This is a genomic window from Vreelandella azerica (genome assembly GCF_013112225.1).
Classification (GTDB): Bacteria; Pseudomonadota; Gammaproteobacteria; order Pseudomonadales; family Halomonadaceae; genus Vreelandella; species Vreelandella azerica.
In genome coordinates, this window is sequence record NZ_JABFHI010000002.1 from 422,591 (window position 1) to 438,030 (window position 15,440).

Below are 15,440 nucleotides of genomic sequence, written 5' to 3' on the forward strand. Positions count from 1 at the left end.
GTACGCTCGGAGGCAATACTTTTGGCTCGAACCCAAAAGGGATCTCAGCCGATAGGCCTCTTCGACCGTAGCGGCCGTCACGCCAGGCCGTCTGCATGGCCTTGAGGAGAGATTGCGACATCAACTGCGGATACTGTCATGCGATCACACAAGAAGGCATTAAAAATCATAACGCTCATGGCATCGATGGCCCTGCTTCCCCACAGCGCCGTGCTGGCCGCTGAAGACCAGACTCGGGTAGCGCGGGATATCGTCAAGACGCTAGAAGCGTACGCGGTGTACAAGATGGGCCAGTACGACCTGGCGTTTGAACGCTATCTCAGCCTTGCCGAGGAGGGACGCCTTCAAGGCATGTTAAACGTGGCCAACATGTACTCAGAGGGCAAGGGCGTCGAACAGAATCATCGCAAGGCGGTGAGCTAGAGATCGGTGACCGCTACGCCATGACGCAGCTGGCAAGCGCTTACCGCGAGGGCAAAGGCGTGCAAAAGGACATCGAACGCGCAAAACACTGGGAAAAACGCGCCCGAACCCGTGAATGAAGTGGAATCTGCCGACCAGGCCCAATGCCGAGCTGAACGACCTGACGAAGCGCCTAAACATCCCCAGAGTGCGGCGGCGTGCCGCGACGGGCAGCATCCAGGCGCTTGATAGGGCGTACCCCAAGGATGCCTGCTGGCACCAAGTCGACAAGATGATGCCCACCAACGCGAACGCAAGGCGTGGCAGCGCAAAGGCGGCGTTAGGCCCGTTTTTCCGTTGTGCAGCCAACAAGTGAAGGCTGCTGAGAAAAGACGTGTTGGCGTGTTTTATATTCCGCTGAGTAAAGAGCTAAATCGCCCGGTCTCGCTTAACTCAATCACCTTCAGTGAGATGTCTGTCTGCAAAAAACGGGCGGTTCTTGCCTAAGCCGTGTCGTGATAAAACATGGGGGCGTCGAGGCGGCGCGTGCGGCATTAGTCATATTTAATTAAGTACAGGCTTTATTAACGAATTTTAACTGCTAGAATAATTCGATACACAAGAACAGCTGGGACGACAATGCCGCAGGATGCTCGCATAAACCTTCACCCCAGTCGCCAACATTTGCAGGTGCATGCCAACGGCATGTTACTGGCCGATTCCGCCAACACCATCGAACTCCGCGTGCTCGGTTACCCGCCACGCCACTATTTCCCCTGCGAAGATGTGTTGATGGGGTTGGATAGTAGTGTCGCGAACCATCACTTATTGACCATTAAAGAGGCACACAATGATTTTTTTTCGTTAAGTGAGACTCAAGAGTTGCTGATAGGTGCTAGCATACGGTTGAGGATGTGTGGGCGATTGCTGGTTAATTAGCGTTTTAAGTTTAAGATATTATAGTTCACTTAGTGAATAAATAATAATAGTGTAGTTAAGCAGGGTGGGTAATTTGATGTGGTTGAAGTGAGTTTTTATGGTCTGTCTATAGTTGTAAAGGTTTAAGGTAATGTATATATTAATAAAAAAATTGTCATCTGTTGCAGTAGTTTTGACTATAATCGGTTTTTCTGGTGTTGGTTCCTTCTGGGATATTAGTGCTGAGATTAAAAGTTTACCTCTTGTTAGTACGATTTTGAATAATGATGGTTGGGTTAACGGGTTGATGTTTTCATCCGCTGTTTATATGGTTAATTATCAGATGAGTGAATTAAATAAAGGTCTAATTGTAAGGAAAATAAGGCACAAGGAATTTAGTTTGCATCACCAAGAAAACGTTAATTTTATAATACGAGAAATAAAAAAGGTTGATGGAGAGCTTTTTTTTATAAGTATTTTATTTTATTTTTTTTTAGTTTATTTTTTGTTTTTTTTATATATAACTCAACGTTGATTCCAGGTGGTTTTGTTCTAGATTTTTTTCCTCATAGTGATAAGTATTATATTCTTGAGGTTTATACTTTAGATGTTAAAGAAAACGAAGATGCTTCAAGGGTTTTTGTTGTTATTTTAAATAAGCTCCCGTTATCAGTATCAAATATCACAGGCTTTGTAAGTCAGTATTCCCCATTTCCTTCAGGTATATTAGAAAAATATTTTGATATTGAAAAAAATAGAATTACTTTCTTTCTTCCCGATGAGCCTGTATTTATCTTTAATTCTATGTGGTCTTTGCTGTGGTTAGCTATTTGCCTTGGTGGTGTTTTATTTACTTTTGAGGATTACTCTAACTACCTATTTAAGATTAGAGTAGGAAAAATTTTCTCAAAGCGGTTAGTAAAGTATAAAGTTGATAGGCTTGAGAGTTTCTCTTCAAAATATAATTTTAAAAACCGGTGCGTAAGAGATGGTGTTATAAAAATTCTGAGTTTTTTTAATGATTGAGCTCGCTTTAATGTTATAATTTAAAATTTATTCCTAATTTATTCAAAGTTTTAATCCCGCTACCGGTAACGTATTTCGGTCTGATTTTTATTAACTTTTTCTAATGTTTCGCAGTTAAAAATCACGGCAAAGTGCGGTATGTGCCTACTCCACCCCACTCACCCTCATCACCTACCTCGTCACCGCTTCATTAAGCACTCCTGGCTTGGTTTCCACCACGCTGAGCCAGTCGCGGGCGCGGGTGATGCCGGTGTAGACCAGTTCGCGGGTGAGAATCGGGTTGAGGGTGGGCGGTAGCAGCAGGGCGGTGTGGTGGAATTCCGAGCCTTGGGATTTGTGTACTGTCATCGCGAACACGGTTTCCACCGCGTGCAGGCGGGAGGGCAGTACCCAGCGGATCGGGGTGTCCGGGTCGCCGGTGGGAAATGCTACCCGCAATAGGGTTTTGCCGGGCGTGCCTGAGCTTGGGCGTGGATCAGGCACCGCCAGGGTGATGCCGATATCCCCGTTCATCAGCTTCAGGCCGTAGTCGTTCTGTGTGACCAGTACTGGGCGGCCTTCATACCAGCCTTTCTCCAGGGTGAAGTCACTGCCGTACAGCAGCTTTTCCCCGCGCAGGGTTTTAGCGATGCGCAGGTTCAAACCTTCCACGCCCCAGGGGCCTTTGCGTAGCGCGCAGAGCAGCTGGAAATGGCTGTAGGCGTTGAGTACCTGTGTGGCCCAGGCGTTGAAGGTGGCTGGGCTATCCTCGAAGGATTCCCCGTGCGGGCGCTGGCGTTGCAGCACCTCCAGGTAATGGCGGTAGCCGGTGGGTGGGGCGATGGGCTTGCCCTGATGGTCGGTTCGGCCCTTGCCGCTATTGATAAAGCCCGTGGGGCTGCCGTCGATGACCAGCTTATCCAGGGCGGTGTCTGTGGTTAGCGTCAGGTGGTGTAGATCCGCGTAGCCGTGGCGCAACACCGCTTGCACGGCTTGCTGTTTGTCGCGGTCGCTCTGGGTGCGGCGCGGCTGGTTGATGGCTTGGGCCAGCTGGCCAATCCCGCTGTGTTGATCAAAGCGGTGGCTGACCCGCAGCATGGTAATCGCCTGATCCAGCGGCTGGCCGTTGGCATCGATGTAGGCATCGGGCAGCGGCTGGCCGGTGGCGCTTTCCAGCCATTGGGCGGTTGCCGGGGTGTAGTGGGCGGCATCGGCGCGGCGGCACAGGTCGCCGAGTACCGAACCTGCTTCCACCGAGGCCAGCTGATCCTTGTCCCCCAGCAGCACACACTGGGTATTGGCGGGCAGGGCATTCAGCACAGCGGCCATCATCTCGATATCCACCATGGACGCTTCGTCAATCACCAGCACATCCAGCGCCAGCGGGTTGACGGCGCTATGGCGGAAATGGCGGGTATCCGGGCGAGCGCCCAGCAGGCGGTGCAGGGTCGTCACTTCCGTAGGAATCGCTATGGGCGATTGGTTGCTTGCCTGGTCTACGCTTATAACACCATTCGTTAAGAGTTTTTCTAACTGTGCCAATGGCAAACTGCTTACCTGCCCGGCAATGGATTCATTCAGGCGGGCTGCGGCCTTGCCGGTGGGGGCGGCGAGGCGAATGCGCAGTGGCTGATCTGGCGTCTGAGCCAGCTGCAGGGTCTGCAGCAGGGCTAGCAGGCGCACAACGGTAGTGGTTTTGCCGGTGCCGGGGCCGCCGGTAATAATGCCGAAACGGCTGCGCGCGGCCAGGGCGCAGGCGGTTTTCTGCCAGTTCAGGGCCGCATTGGGTTCAAACAGGATGTTCAGTGCCTGGGGAAGCAGCTCCGTTTGCTGGTCGTCACTCAGGGCCTGGGGGTGCCTGGCACCTTCAAGGCGCCGAGCAATCTGCTGGTGCAGGCTTTGTTCATACTGCCAGTAGCGGCGCAGATAGAGGCGGGTGTTGGCGCTGGCAGCTGGCATATCGCCGCTTGCACCTGAGTGAGTATTCACTATCACCAGGGGTGTATTGCCGGGGCCATGGCTGGCCAGCAGCGGGTGGTGCAGGGCGGCTTGCCACTCGGCCAGGGTCAGGTTGGCCAATACCTCGCTGGGTAGCGGTGGCGGGTCGGTCAGGTCATCGCCTTCTGGCGGCAGTGAGAGAGCAAAGTCAGGGGCATTCAGGGTAGCGTTCAAGTCCAGGCACACATGGCCGCGGCCCAGCTGATGGCTGGCCAGGGCCGCTGCTAGTAGCAACAGGGGCGAGGCATCCGCGGCTTCGCTGGCCAGAAAGCGCACTAGAGCGCGGTCCAGGTCGCGCAACCAGCCTCGGGCCACCCAGCGCTCGCACAGCTCAAGCAGCGCCTGGGTATCACTCAACGCCGGGTGAGAGCTCGGCGGTGCAGCCACAACGGCAGGCGGCGCTGTGCCGCTGTCAGCGTCAGCGCCAAACAGGTCGAGGGTGTGAGTATCGTCTTGGCGGCTCATGCGCTGGCCTCCTCGGGGGTGTGGGCACTGGGTTCATGGCTGAACAGGCGGTCCAGCGCTTCAATCAGCTCGACCGGGGCAGGCTCGCCATAAACGCCGCGTTCAGGGCGGCGGCTGCCGCGCAGAAAGACGGTCATCGAACCACCCAGGTGCTGGCGCGGATCGTAATCCGGCAGGCGTGACTTGAGCAGGCGGTGCATGGCCAGCAGATACAGCGCTGACTGCACATCGTAGCGTTTTTCCAGCAGGGCGTGGCATAGGGCGTCCGGGGCGTAGGCGGCGTCATTCGGCCCCAGGTAGTTGGATTTCCAGTCGAGCACATAAAAGCGCCCCTGGTGCTCAAAAGCCAGGTCAATAAAGCCCTTGAGCATGCCATTCAGGGTATCGGCATCCAGCGCCGGGCGGGCCATACCGGGCAACAGGTGCTGGCTGACCAGCGCATCCAGCTCTCGCGTATTGACCGCCTTGGCGGCCAGCCAGAACTCCAGCTCAACCTGATAGCTTGCAAGTTCGGCCAGGGTTACGCGAGTGCGCTCGGCGGTGGCCAGCGGCAATGGCGTGGTCAGCAGGGTCGAAAACCACCCAGCCAGGGGTTCCTGCCATGCCTGCCAGCCGCGCAGCTGAACCCGTCGCCAGAGCATATCGTTGAGGGATTCTACGTCCTTGGCAACGCTTGCAAAGCCTTGCTTGCCTGCCCATTCCAGCAGCCCGTGGAGAAAGGTGCCGGGCCCGGGGCCGCGCGGAAAGCGGTGCAGATGGTAGGTGTCCGCTTGAGATTGTTCTTGAGCAAGTTCTTGAGATTGTTCTTGAGACAGTTCTTGAGACAGCTCCTGGGGTTCGTCCAGCACTTCAAGGGCGGTGGCCTCCTGGGCGGTGCCCGGCTCCGGCTGGGTGGCGGTGGGGGCGTTCAGGGTGCTGGACAGACGCAGCGCCGAGTAGCTGGCAATCCACCAGTGTTCCCTGGCTGGGCGTGCCGGGGTGCGGGCATGCCCAAGGGAGGCGCTGTGTGCCGGTGGGTCCAGGCGCTTCAGGCTGGGCAGCGGCGGCTCGCTAACGCGGATATCACTGCCTTCGGCCAGCGCCTCCAATGCCTGCCTTAGCGCGGCGGGGTCAATGGGTTGGCCCCCGTTGAGTAGATAGCCCAGGGCGCTGTTTTCCAGCTCTTTCAGCGCTGCGACCCCCAGCCAGGTGGCGTGGCGGGCGCGGGTGAGGGCCACGTAGAGCTTGCGTAGATCTTCGCCCAGCCTTTCGCGATCGGCTTTGTCCACGAGGGTGTCATCGGCGTTCAGGCTGAGCTGCAGCTGGCCCTGGCTATCGTGCCAGCGCAGCGGCAGGTCGTCTTTTTGACCGGTCGATGGTTGGCGATAAAGGGCAGGAATACCAGCGGGTACTCCAGCCCCTTGGATTTGTGGATGGTGACCACCTGCACCAGGTCAGCGTCGCTTTCCAGGCGTAGCTTGTGGCTGTCGCCGTGGCTCTCCGGGTCGGCAATGGCCTCGGCCAAAAAGCGGATCAGGGCGTGTTCGCCATCCATTTCAGCGCTGGCCTGCTGGAGCAGTTCACCCAGGTGGAGCAGGTCTGTCAGTAAGCGCTCACCTTCCTGAAACTCGGCCAGCAGGCGGGCGGGAACATCAAAATCTACCATGATGCGGCGCACCAGCGGCAGCACGCCCTGGCGCTGCCATAGGCGGTGGTAGTGGCTGAACTGCTCGACCCTGGCTTCCCAGGCCAGCTCGTCATGCTGAAGGTGGTCCAGGGCGGTAAAATCCAGCCCAAGGGCCGGGCTTGCAAGCGCAGCGCGCAGGTGCGCCTGCGCCTGGCGGGAGCTGGCCAGCGGCTCGGCGCAGGCCAATAGCCAGCGTTCCAGCTGGGAGGCAATCGGCGAGCTGAACACCTTGTCGTGGTCGGAAAGATAGACGCTTTTCACGCCCCGGGTGGCCAATGCCTGACGAATGGCGCGTGCTTCCTGCAGGCCGTTGACCAGCACCGCCATATCCGAGGGCTTGAGCGGGGTGAGGCTATCATCTTTTTGAAAGCCGCTCTGATCTTGCTGGGCGGCGGCCAGCAGCTCGACCATCTGGGAGGCGCAGCGGTCGGCCATCTCGCTCTGGTAGGCGGTCTTTGAAAGCGGCTCGTCACTTTCAGGCACCATAGACTCATGGCCGGAAGCGGCTGGCCCTTGTGGATCAGCTGTTCCTTGCGGCCTTTAGCGCCCACCGGCAAAAAGGGCAGCGGGTTATCACCGCTCTCTGCGCGGAACAGAAAGGCGCCGGAAGCGTGCTGGTCAGCGTAGTCAAAGCAGTGGTTGACGGCCTCGACCATGGCGTGACTGGAGCGGAAGTTGGTGCCCAGGGTGACGTGGCGCCCATCGGTGTCTTGCCGGGCCTGCAGGTAGGTAAAGATATCCGCCCCGCGAAAGGCGTAGATCGCCTGCTTGGGGTCGCCGATCAGCAGCATGGCGGCATCTCGGCGCGGATGAGCCACCTGATAGACGGCGTTGAAGATACGGTACTGGATCGGATCGGTATCCTGGAACTCGTCAACCAGTGCCACCGGGAACTGGCGCAGGATCTGTGCGGCCAGGGCCTCTTTATTGGGGCCTTGCAGGGCGCGGTCAAGATGGGTGAGCAGATCGTTGGGGCCCATTTCAGCGCGGCGTTCCTGCTCCCGCTCCAGGCGGACCTTGCACCACTGAACGGCATGAATCAGCAGGTCGCTGTGGGGGTCGGGCAGGGCGTCCAAAGCAGCGGACAGCTCGCCCAGCGCCTCCCAGATAGCGGGGCAGGGTGGCGTGCCGTCTTTCCATATCTCGGCCATGCCGTCTGGCGTCAGGCGCTTCCAGGCGGCATCCGTTAGAGCAGGGCGCTCAAGGTCGCTTTTACACCACTCCCGCAGGGCGCCTAGCCAGTTGGCACGGCTTTTGGCGTTGAAGCTCTGGCCCTTGAAGGCCTTGCGCTTGGCGGCCTCTTCGAGGGCGGGCACCAGTTCATCCAGCCAGGCAGGCCATGGCGCTTTCAGTGTGGCCAGGGTGGCACTGCGTTCGGCCTCGGCGGCGCTCAGGGTAGCGGTGGGCGCGGGGCGCTGGCCGCCCAGGGCGTCGCTTTCATGCAGCAGTTTGCGTACTTCGTCGTGAAGCGCATCCGGGGATGACCAGTAGCGGGTGATTTTGCCCAGGGCATCGGCATCCAGCGGGTAATAGAAAGTGCGCCAGTAATCGCGCACCACTTCCTGCTGGAGTTCGTGCTGGTCGTTTTCCAGATTCAGCGAGAACAGGCTGCCACTATCAAAGGCGTGCTCACGCAGCATGCGGTAGCACCAGCTGTGAATGGTCGATACGGCAGCTTCGTCCATCCATTCGGCAGCCAGCTCCAGGCGTCGGGCGCAGGCAGGCCAGGCGGCCGGGTCATACTGGTCGCGCAGCTCAAGTAGCAGGGAATCGGCACCGGCCTCATTGCTGGCCTTGAATACGGCGGCAGCTTCCACCAGCCGATTGCGAATCCGCTCGCGCAGCTCCTGAGTAGCTGCGTTGGTGAAGGTCATCACCAGAATTTCCGGCGGCGTCAGCGGGCGAATAAAGGCTGTGTTGTCTTCGCTGTGTCGACCCCCAACACCAGGCGCACATACAGCAAGGCAATAGTAAACGTCTTGCCGGTGCCCGCACTGGCTTCAATCAGGCGGCTGCCGTGGAGTGGCAGCGTGAGCGGGTTGAGGGGTGTGGGCATTTCAGCCTGGCTCATGCGGCTTTCTCTGTGTTAATAGGCTGTGACTGGGCCAGGGCGATGGCCTGGAAGGGCGTGGGTTCTGTCCCTGATACATAGGTCAGAACATCCACGGGTAGCTGTAGGCGTTCTTCCAATGCCATTTTAAGTTCGGCGCAGCTCAGCCGAGGGATAGCCGTAGGTGAAAGCAGCAGTAAGTCAACATCGCCACCGCGCCGGGTATCATCCAACCGGGAGCCAAACACATGAATGTCTGCTTCCGTACCAGCGAATTCGCGGACACTTGAAATAATGCTATCGCGCTGTGCTTGGGTGAGGCGCATGTTGGCCGCTCCTTGCCTGAGTTCAGTGTTGAAGGTGGTGTTTGAGTCTTGTGTTTCAAGATTAGCACTTTTGCGATTCTATCTGCCCTCATACCTTTTTTACTGCCTGAATCAGCGGGGCGTAGAGAGCTTCCATCAGCCCGAGGAAGTGGTCGCCTTGGTCGGTGTGGGCCTGATAGAGCGTCTCGAAATGTGGCCATTGGTGGCTCATGTAGGCGCTTTGGGTGGCTTCGCCGCTGTGGTATCGGCCATCTTCGTAGATTTTTTCGGCGGCGGAATAGGCATCATCCGGCGCGTTGTTCTTGGCTTTCTGCAGGGTGGTCAACCAGGCAAAAGCGGCCTTCGGAGCCAGTGGCAGGGGGGTCTGCAGCCCGCGGGCGTAGGCCGCTAGCTGGGTTTCCAGGTAGGCGCGGGCGGTGTCGGCGTCCAGCGGCTCAAGGGTGACATTGCCTGCCTTGGAGAGCAGTTGCGTGGTCATCGGGCCTTTCAGGTTGCCCGCCAGATGGGCAACCCAGTGGCGCAACAGATGATGCCAGTGGTATTGCTTGTTCTTGACCAGGCTGCTGCTGAGCAGCAACAGGCGGCAACGCTGGCCTTGTGTATTTTCGCGCAGCTCGCCCAATTGATCCTCAAGAGTCAGGCCGCATGCGGCCTCCAGCCGGACGGGCAGCGTCTCTGCCAGGGCGATGGGCCATTCCTCCAGCGCTTGGGCATAGTGGTTGAACAGGGTTTCCATCGGCTCTGCCAGAGCCTCGCGCATACGTTCGCCAAAGGCGCCGATGGCCAATACGCCCTGGCCCTGAAAGCGTTCCAGGGTGGCGTGAAGGGCGTCGATGCGCGGCTCGCCTTGATCAACCGCCTGGCGCTGGGCGGCAATCAGCTGGTCCTGTAGCTGCCAGTTCTGCAGGCCATCCAGGGTAAAAGGCTCGGCATCCAGTTCGGCAATCGCCTCCTGTTCGAAATACACCCCCAGGCGGGTGTTGAAGAACGTCCGCACCGGCTCCTGCAGAAAGCGCCCCAGCTGGCTCAGGGTCAGGCTTTCGAGCAGGCGTTGTGGCGCTGGCAGTGTGCCCTGGCTGGCCTTTAGCGGGCGCGCTTGGTGAAGGGTTCGCCATTCATGGGCATAGGTAAACAGTCGGCTGGCTGCGTTATTGAAGTAAGCGCGGCTGAAGGGCTGTAACGGATGAGTGGTGGTCAGGGCATCAACCAGGCTGGCGCCTTCTTCCGGCTGCCAACCGGCGTCGAGATGGTCGCGCAGCTGGCCCACCAGCACCGAAGGCGGCATGTCGCTGTTGTCGGTCTGGTTTTTGCCCACCCAGCTGATGTAGAGCTGCTGGCGGGCGGAGAGCAGTGCTTCCAGAAACAGGTAGCGGTCGTCTTCCCGGCGGGAGCGGTCACCGGGGCGGTAGTCATTGCCCATCAGGTCGAAATCCAGCGGGGGCTGGGAGCGTGGGTAGTCGCCATCGTTCATGCCCAGCAGGCACACCCGTTGAAACGGAATGGCGCGCATCGGCATCAGGGTGGCAAAGTTGACCGCCCCGGCCAGAAAACGCTGGGAAAGGCTGTGCTCGTCAATCTGCGAAAGCCAGTGTTCGCGCACCATGGAAAGCGGCAGGGCGTCGTCGAGCCGGGCTTCCTGGCTGCTGTCGAATATCTGCTGCAGGCCGGTTTCCAGCTTGCCCAGCATCAGGCTTTCCTGGGCATCCTCGGTGAGAAAAAGGTCTCCAGCAGCTCGCGCAGCCGCGCGACCCAATGCTCGGCATCGGTGGGCTGGCAGAAAATCTCCCAGGTCGCTTCGAGTTTTTCCAGCAGGGTGGCCAGCGGCCCGGCCAGGCTCGCTTCCAGCCCGCCGATATCATCAAACGGCTCGATGCCCTGCCAGGCATTGCCATCGCCCACGCTATAGCCAAGCAGCAGGCGGCGCAGGCCAAAGGCCCAGGTGTTCTGCTCAAGCCCTTCGGGCAAGGCCAGGGTCTGGCGTTGCCTGGCGTTCAGCCCCCAGCGGATGCCAGCGCCTTCCATCCAGCGCTCCAGCACCGGCAGGTCGCGTTCTTCTAACCTGAAACGCTGGCGCAGGGCGGGCACGTCAAGCAGGTCCATCACATCGCTAACCGAGAGGCGCAGCTCTGGCAGGCGCAGGAGTTTTTCCAGCGCTATCATCAACGGCAGGCGGTGGCGGCTGGCCTGGTCGGAAAGGGTGTAGGGAATATAACGCGGGTCATCACTTGGCAGTTGGCCGAAGACGGCATCAATGTGCGGCGCGTAGCGGTCGATATCCGGCACCATGACGATAATGTCTCTAGGCCGCAGCGCCGGGTCGGCGCTGAAGGCGGCCAGCAGCTGGTCATGCAGGATCTCGACTTCGCGCTGGGGGCCGTGGGCAATATGGAAAACGATGGAGTCGTCTGCCGACGGGACGGTTGGCCACTGTTGCTGGGTTTCCACCACCGGACGCAATTCGCGAATATCGTCCTGCAGCTGGGTCAGCAGGCAGCCATGTTCTTCGCTGAAGGGTTCAAACATATCAATGCGCAGCGCCTGCTGCTCAAACAGGGTCTGATAGCCGCCGGTATCATCGTGTTCATCCAACAGGCGCAGGTAATCGCGCCCCTGCTTGCCCCAGGCGGCCAGCAGCGGCTGGGCGTGCAGGTGCAGGGCCTCATCGGCGTCGCCGGTGCCGAGCACATCGAGGGCTTCCGGCATGCCGTGCTTACGCTGCTGGCGGTAGCGGCTGGCGCGGAGTAGATCCTTGTGCTCGATGATATCCGCCCAGTAGAACTGGCAGGGGTTGTGCACGCACAGCACCACCTGGCAGCAGCGGGACAGCGCGGCCAGTGCTTCCAGGGTCTGGCTGGGCAGCGATGAAATACCGAAAATCATCAGCCGCCGGGGCAGCCCGGGTGGGCAGGCCTGGCCTTCAAGCTGTTCAGCGGCCTTCAAAAAGCGTTGATGCACCTGGGCGCGGCTGCTGTTCAGCCCAGCGTTACCCTGAGTAGCCGCCACGTCGTCACGCAGAATGCGCCATAATTCAGGCTGCCAGCGCTGGTGATCATCCAGGGGGCGCGTTTCGCCGCGTGCGGTAATCAGCACGTCCTCACCTTTGGCCCAGGCGTCCAGCCAGTCGGCGCGGTAGACCTGATACTGATCGAACAGATCTGCCAGCCGCTCCGCCAGCTGGTAATGCTTGCGCTGATCGCGGTCGGTTTCCAGGAACTGGGCGATGGGGGCAAAAGCCTCTTGTTCTGCCAGGTCGGGCAAGAGGCGCAACAGCCGCCATATCAGGCGGGATTTATCAAACGGCGAGGTTTCCGGTACCGCCTCGCCGTCCTGGTCAATATGCGTGAGTACGGTGCGGTAGGCCTGCCATAGGAAGCGCGCGGGTAGCATCACATCCAGGGCCGCGGCAATCCCCGCCCCACCGTTTTTCGGGTCTTCCGCCAGCGCCAGCTTTAACCACTGGCCAATACCGTTGCTCTGTACCAGCAAAGTCTCGTTTTCCAGCGGCCCCAGCGGGTGCAGGCGCATCCACTCCACCGCTAGCTTGCGCAAATCTTCCAGCCGGTTGCCATGCACCACCATGAAGCCCGGCGTGAGCGGCGTAGAGGACAGCGGTAGTGACAGTGAAGGGTCAGACATGAAAGTAGTATTCCTTTACAACGTTGGCAATATCGCTATGGTGCCATAAGTTCTACATCTTGCGGGAAACAGCATATCCCGCCAAGCTATGCAGGTAACCTGAGTCAAGCCAAGAGAAACTATCCATGACCGAGTCTAATAACACGTCACGTCGCCATTCATCCCAGGTGGTTGATGGCCCGGGTAAAGCGGCTAGCCGTGCCATGCTGCGCGCCGTTGGGTTTAACGATGATGACTTCAAAAAGCCGCAAATCGGCATCGCCTCCACCTGGAGCATGGTCACCCCCTGTAACAGCCATATTGGCGAGCTGGCGGAGTTTTCCCGTGATGGTGCCGATGCGGCCGGTGGTAAGGGCGTTATCTTTAATACCATCACCATTTCTGATGGCATTGCCAACGGCACCGAGGGCATGAAGTATTCGCTGGTGTCGCGGGAAGTGATCACCGATTCGATTGAAACCGTAGCGGGCTGTGAGGGCTTTGATGGCCTGGTGACGATTGGTGGCTGTGATAAGAATATGCCGGGCTGTGTGATGGGGCTGGCGCGCCTCAATCGCCCCGGTATCTTCGTTTATGGCGGCACCATCATGCCCGGCAAGGGGCACACTGACATTGTCTCGGTGTTCGAGGCAATGGGCGCCCATTCGCGTGGTGATATTGATCTGATCGAGCTCAAGAACATCGAGGAAACCGCCATTCCAGGGCCGGGTTCCTGCGGCGGCATGTATACGGCCAATACCATGGCCTCTGCAATCGAAGCCCTTGGCATGAGCCTGCCGGGCAGCTCGGCGCAGAATGCCATTTCCCAGGATAAGCGCGACGACTGCAAGGCGGCTGGTGAAGCGGTGCTGGAGCTGCTTGCCAGGGATATCAAGCCTTCCGATATCATGACCCGCGAAGCTTTCGAGAATGCCATTACCATCGTGATTGCCCTGGGTGGCTCTACCAATGCGGTGCTGCACCTGATTGGTATGGCGCGGACAATTGGTGTCGAGCTGAGCCTTGCTGACTTTACCGAAATCGGCAAGCGCGTGCCAGTACTGGCTGACCTGCGCCCCAGTGGCCATTACATGATGAGCGAGCTGGTGGCGATTGGTGGTATCCAGCCGCTGATGAAGATTCTGCTTGATGCGGGCCTGCTGAACGGTGAGTGCCTGACGGTCACCGGCAAGACGCTGGCGGAAAACCTGGCGGACGTTGAGCCTTACCCCATGGATCAGCAGATCATTGCTCCGCTGGGTAACCCGCTGAAGGCGGAAAGCCACCTGCGTATCCTGTTCGGCAATCTGGCACCGGAAGGCGCTGTGGCCAAGATCACCGGCAAGGAGGGCACCCGCTTCAGCGGCTCGGCGCGGGTGTTTGGCTCTGAAGAGGAAGCGCAGGCCCGCATCAACGATGGCACTGTGGTCGCCGGTGACGTGGTCGTGATTCGTTACGAAGGCCCCAAGGGTGGCCCGGGTATGCGCGAGATGCTCACGCCTACCTCAGCGATCATGGGCCGTGGCCTGGGTAACGATGTTGCCCTGATCACCGATGGCCGTTTCTCTGGCGGCAGCCACGGCTTTGTGGTTGGCCACGTCTCTCCGGAAGCCTTCGTAGGTGGCCCGCTGGCACTGGTGGAAGATGGCGACGCGATCACCATTGACGCTGAAGCCGACACCATTGATGTGCATATCAGCGACGAAGAGATGGCCCGCCGGCGCGCAGCCTGGCAGCAGCCTACGCCGCGTTATGCCAAAGGGGTGCTGGCGAAGTACGCCAAGCAGGTCAGCTCAGCCAGCACTGGCGCGGTGACTGATGGTGAATAAACGGTCGTGTCGCAAACGCACGGTTTAGAAATTATAAAAAGGCCACCCTCGGGTGGCCTTTTTTATTGAGTATTTTCAGGGTTTTTACTGACTGTAGTGGGCGTTTTCTACGCTGCCTGAAAGTCTTTTTCCGGTGGGTCGGTGGGAACAAGGGCGCGCACCAGATCCTTCATATGCAATATACCCACCTGTTCTCCATTCTGAACAACTCGATAGACCCTCTGGGTGTTGCCTTCTGACAGGGCAATCACCGATTCAAGGGTATCGTCGCCGTCGATATCGCCTGATATATCGTCAACCGGTTGTGTAGTTTTCTCCATGACAGAGCGTACCCTCAGTACCCGTGCGCGGTTGATATCACGCACAAAGTCCATAATGTAAGGGTCGTTGGGGTGGAGCAGGATATCCTGAGGCTCACCCTGCTGGACGATATAGCCTTCATTGAGAATTACCAGATGATCAGCGAGCTTGAGGGCTTCATCCAGATCGTGGGTAATGAAAACGATGGTTTTCTGCAGTTCCTGCTGAAGCTCCAGCAGCAGGTCCTGCATATCGGTGCGAATCAGTGGGTCAAGGGCTGAAAACGCTTCGTCCATCAGCATGATATCCGAGTTGGACGTTAGCGCACGGGCAATCCCGACGCGCTGTTGCATGCCGCCGGAAAGCTGGTGGGGGTATTGGTTTTCATTACCCTGCAGGCCGACACGGGCCAACCATTTGGTGCCTTCCTTTTTGCATCGGCGGGTTTTTTACCGCATACCAGCATGGGTGTAGCGGCATTTTCCAGCACGGTGCGGTGGGGCAGGAGGGCAAATTTCTGGAAGACCATTGACATCTTGTTGCGGCGCAGTTCCCGCAAGGCCTGTTCGTCATAACCAACAATGTCGTCACCGTCTACCAACACTGCCCCGTCAGTGGGGTCAATCAGACGGTTCAGGTGGCGGATCAAGGTGGACTTGCCCGAGCCGGAAAGCCCCATGATGACAGTGATCTTGCCCGCCAGAATATCCACATTGATATCCTGTAGTCCAAGCACATGGCCATGTTCTTCGAGAAGGGTGGACTTATCCATGCCAGCTTTGACGTGCTCCAGTGCCGTCAGCGGGTCATTGCCAAAAATTTTGTATAAATGCTGGATCGAAACTTTAACCTGATCGCTCATGATA

The 15,440-nt window shown here is 58.4% G+C and carries 10 protein-coding genes and 2 pseudogenes; 6 read left to right on the forward strand and 6 right to left on the reverse strand.

The genetic code is table 11. The features are described from left to right. The first annotated feature begins 177 nt into the window (after positions 1–177). The 5 genes from HLB35_RS16430 to HLB35_RS06050 all read left to right on the forward strand — a co-directional run bounded on the left by HLB35_RS16430 (position 178) and on the right by HLB35_RS06050 (position 2,346). The gene (locus HLB35_RS16430; protein WP_216601419.1) at positions 178–423 is read left to right on the forward strand and encodes a hypothetical protein; all 246 of its coding nucleotides are present in this window, start codon (positions 178–180) and stop codon (positions 421–423) included. Positions 424–538: 115 nt separating this feature from the next. Beyond that, complete coding sequence (locus HLB35_RS06035; protein ID WP_171701885.1) at positions 539–778, forward strand: hypothetical protein; 240 nt, start codon at positions 539–541, stop codon at positions 776–778. 263 nt (positions 779–1,041) lie between these two features. Continuing rightward, the gene (locus tag HLB35_RS06040; protein ID WP_171701886.1) at positions 1,042–1,341 is read left to right on the forward strand and encodes a DUF427 domain-containing protein; all 300 of its coding nucleotides are present in this window, start codon (positions 1,042–1,044) and stop codon (positions 1,339–1,341) included. 130 nt (positions 1,342–1,471) lie between these two features. Further along, positions 1,472–1,855: a hypothetical protein gene (locus HLB35_RS06045; protein WP_171701887.1), complete on the forward strand. Its 384-nt coding sequence runs from the start codon at positions 1,472–1,474 to the stop codon at positions 1,853–1,855. Next, entirely contained in the window at positions 1,852–2,346 is a 495-nt protein-coding gene (locus HLB35_RS06050; RefSeq protein WP_171701888.1) for a hypothetical protein, read from the forward strand. Before HLB35_RS06045 ends, HLB35_RS06050 begins: the two co-directional genes overlap by 4 nt. Before the next feature lie 171 nt (positions 2,347–2,517). On the opposite strand, the gene recD is transcribed toward HLB35_RS06050, so the two are convergent. From recD to recC, 4 genes and pseudogenes are all read right to left on the reverse strand, one after another. Next, on the reverse strand, positions 2,518–4,788 hold the full coding sequence (gene recD / locus HLB35_RS06055; RefSeq protein ID WP_171701889.1) for an exodeoxyribonuclease V subunit alpha: 2,271 nt from the start codon (positions 4,786–4,788) through the stop codon (positions 2,518–2,520). Next, a pseudogene (recB, locus tag HLB35_RS06060) lies at positions 4,785–8,510 on the reverse strand (exodeoxyribonuclease V subunit beta). The gene recD and the pseudogene recB overlap by 4 nt, the downstream one beginning before the upstream one ends. Before the next feature lie 11 nt (positions 8,511–8,521). After that, positions 8,522–8,830 (reverse strand): nucleotidyltransferase domain-containing protein, encoded by a 309-nt coding sequence (locus HLB35_RS06065; RefSeq protein WP_171701890.1) that lies wholly within the window; start codon positions 8,828–8,830, stop codon positions 8,522–8,524. 88 nt (positions 8,831–8,918) lie between these two features. Then, a pseudogene (recC, locus tag HLB35_RS06070) lies at positions 8,919–12,466 on the reverse strand (exodeoxyribonuclease V subunit gamma). A 125-nt stretch (positions 12,467–12,591) separates the two neighbouring features. Here recC and ilvD point away from each other — a divergent pair. Continuing rightward, complete coding sequence (gene ilvD / locus HLB35_RS06075; RefSeq protein ID WP_171701891.1) at positions 12,592–14,274, forward strand: dihydroxy-acid dehydratase; 1,683 nt, start codon at positions 12,592–12,594, stop codon at positions 14,272–14,274. Positions 14,275–14,381: 107 nt separating this feature from the next. Here the strand turns inward: ilvD and HLB35_RS16435 are convergent, their stop codons facing one another. After that, positions 14,382–14,987: an ATP-binding cassette domain-containing protein gene (locus HLB35_RS16435; RefSeq protein WP_216601420.1), complete on the reverse strand. Its 606-nt coding sequence runs from the start codon at positions 14,985–14,987 to the stop codon at positions 14,382–14,384. Beyond that, positions 14,894–15,436 (reverse strand): ATP-binding cassette domain-containing protein, encoded by a 543-nt coding sequence (locus HLB35_RS17820; RefSeq protein ID WP_216601421.1) that lies wholly within the window; start codon positions 15,434–15,436, stop codon positions 14,894–14,896. Before HLB35_RS17820 ends, HLB35_RS16435 begins: the two co-directional genes overlap by 94 nt. Positions 15,437–15,440: the final 4 nt, after the last annotated feature.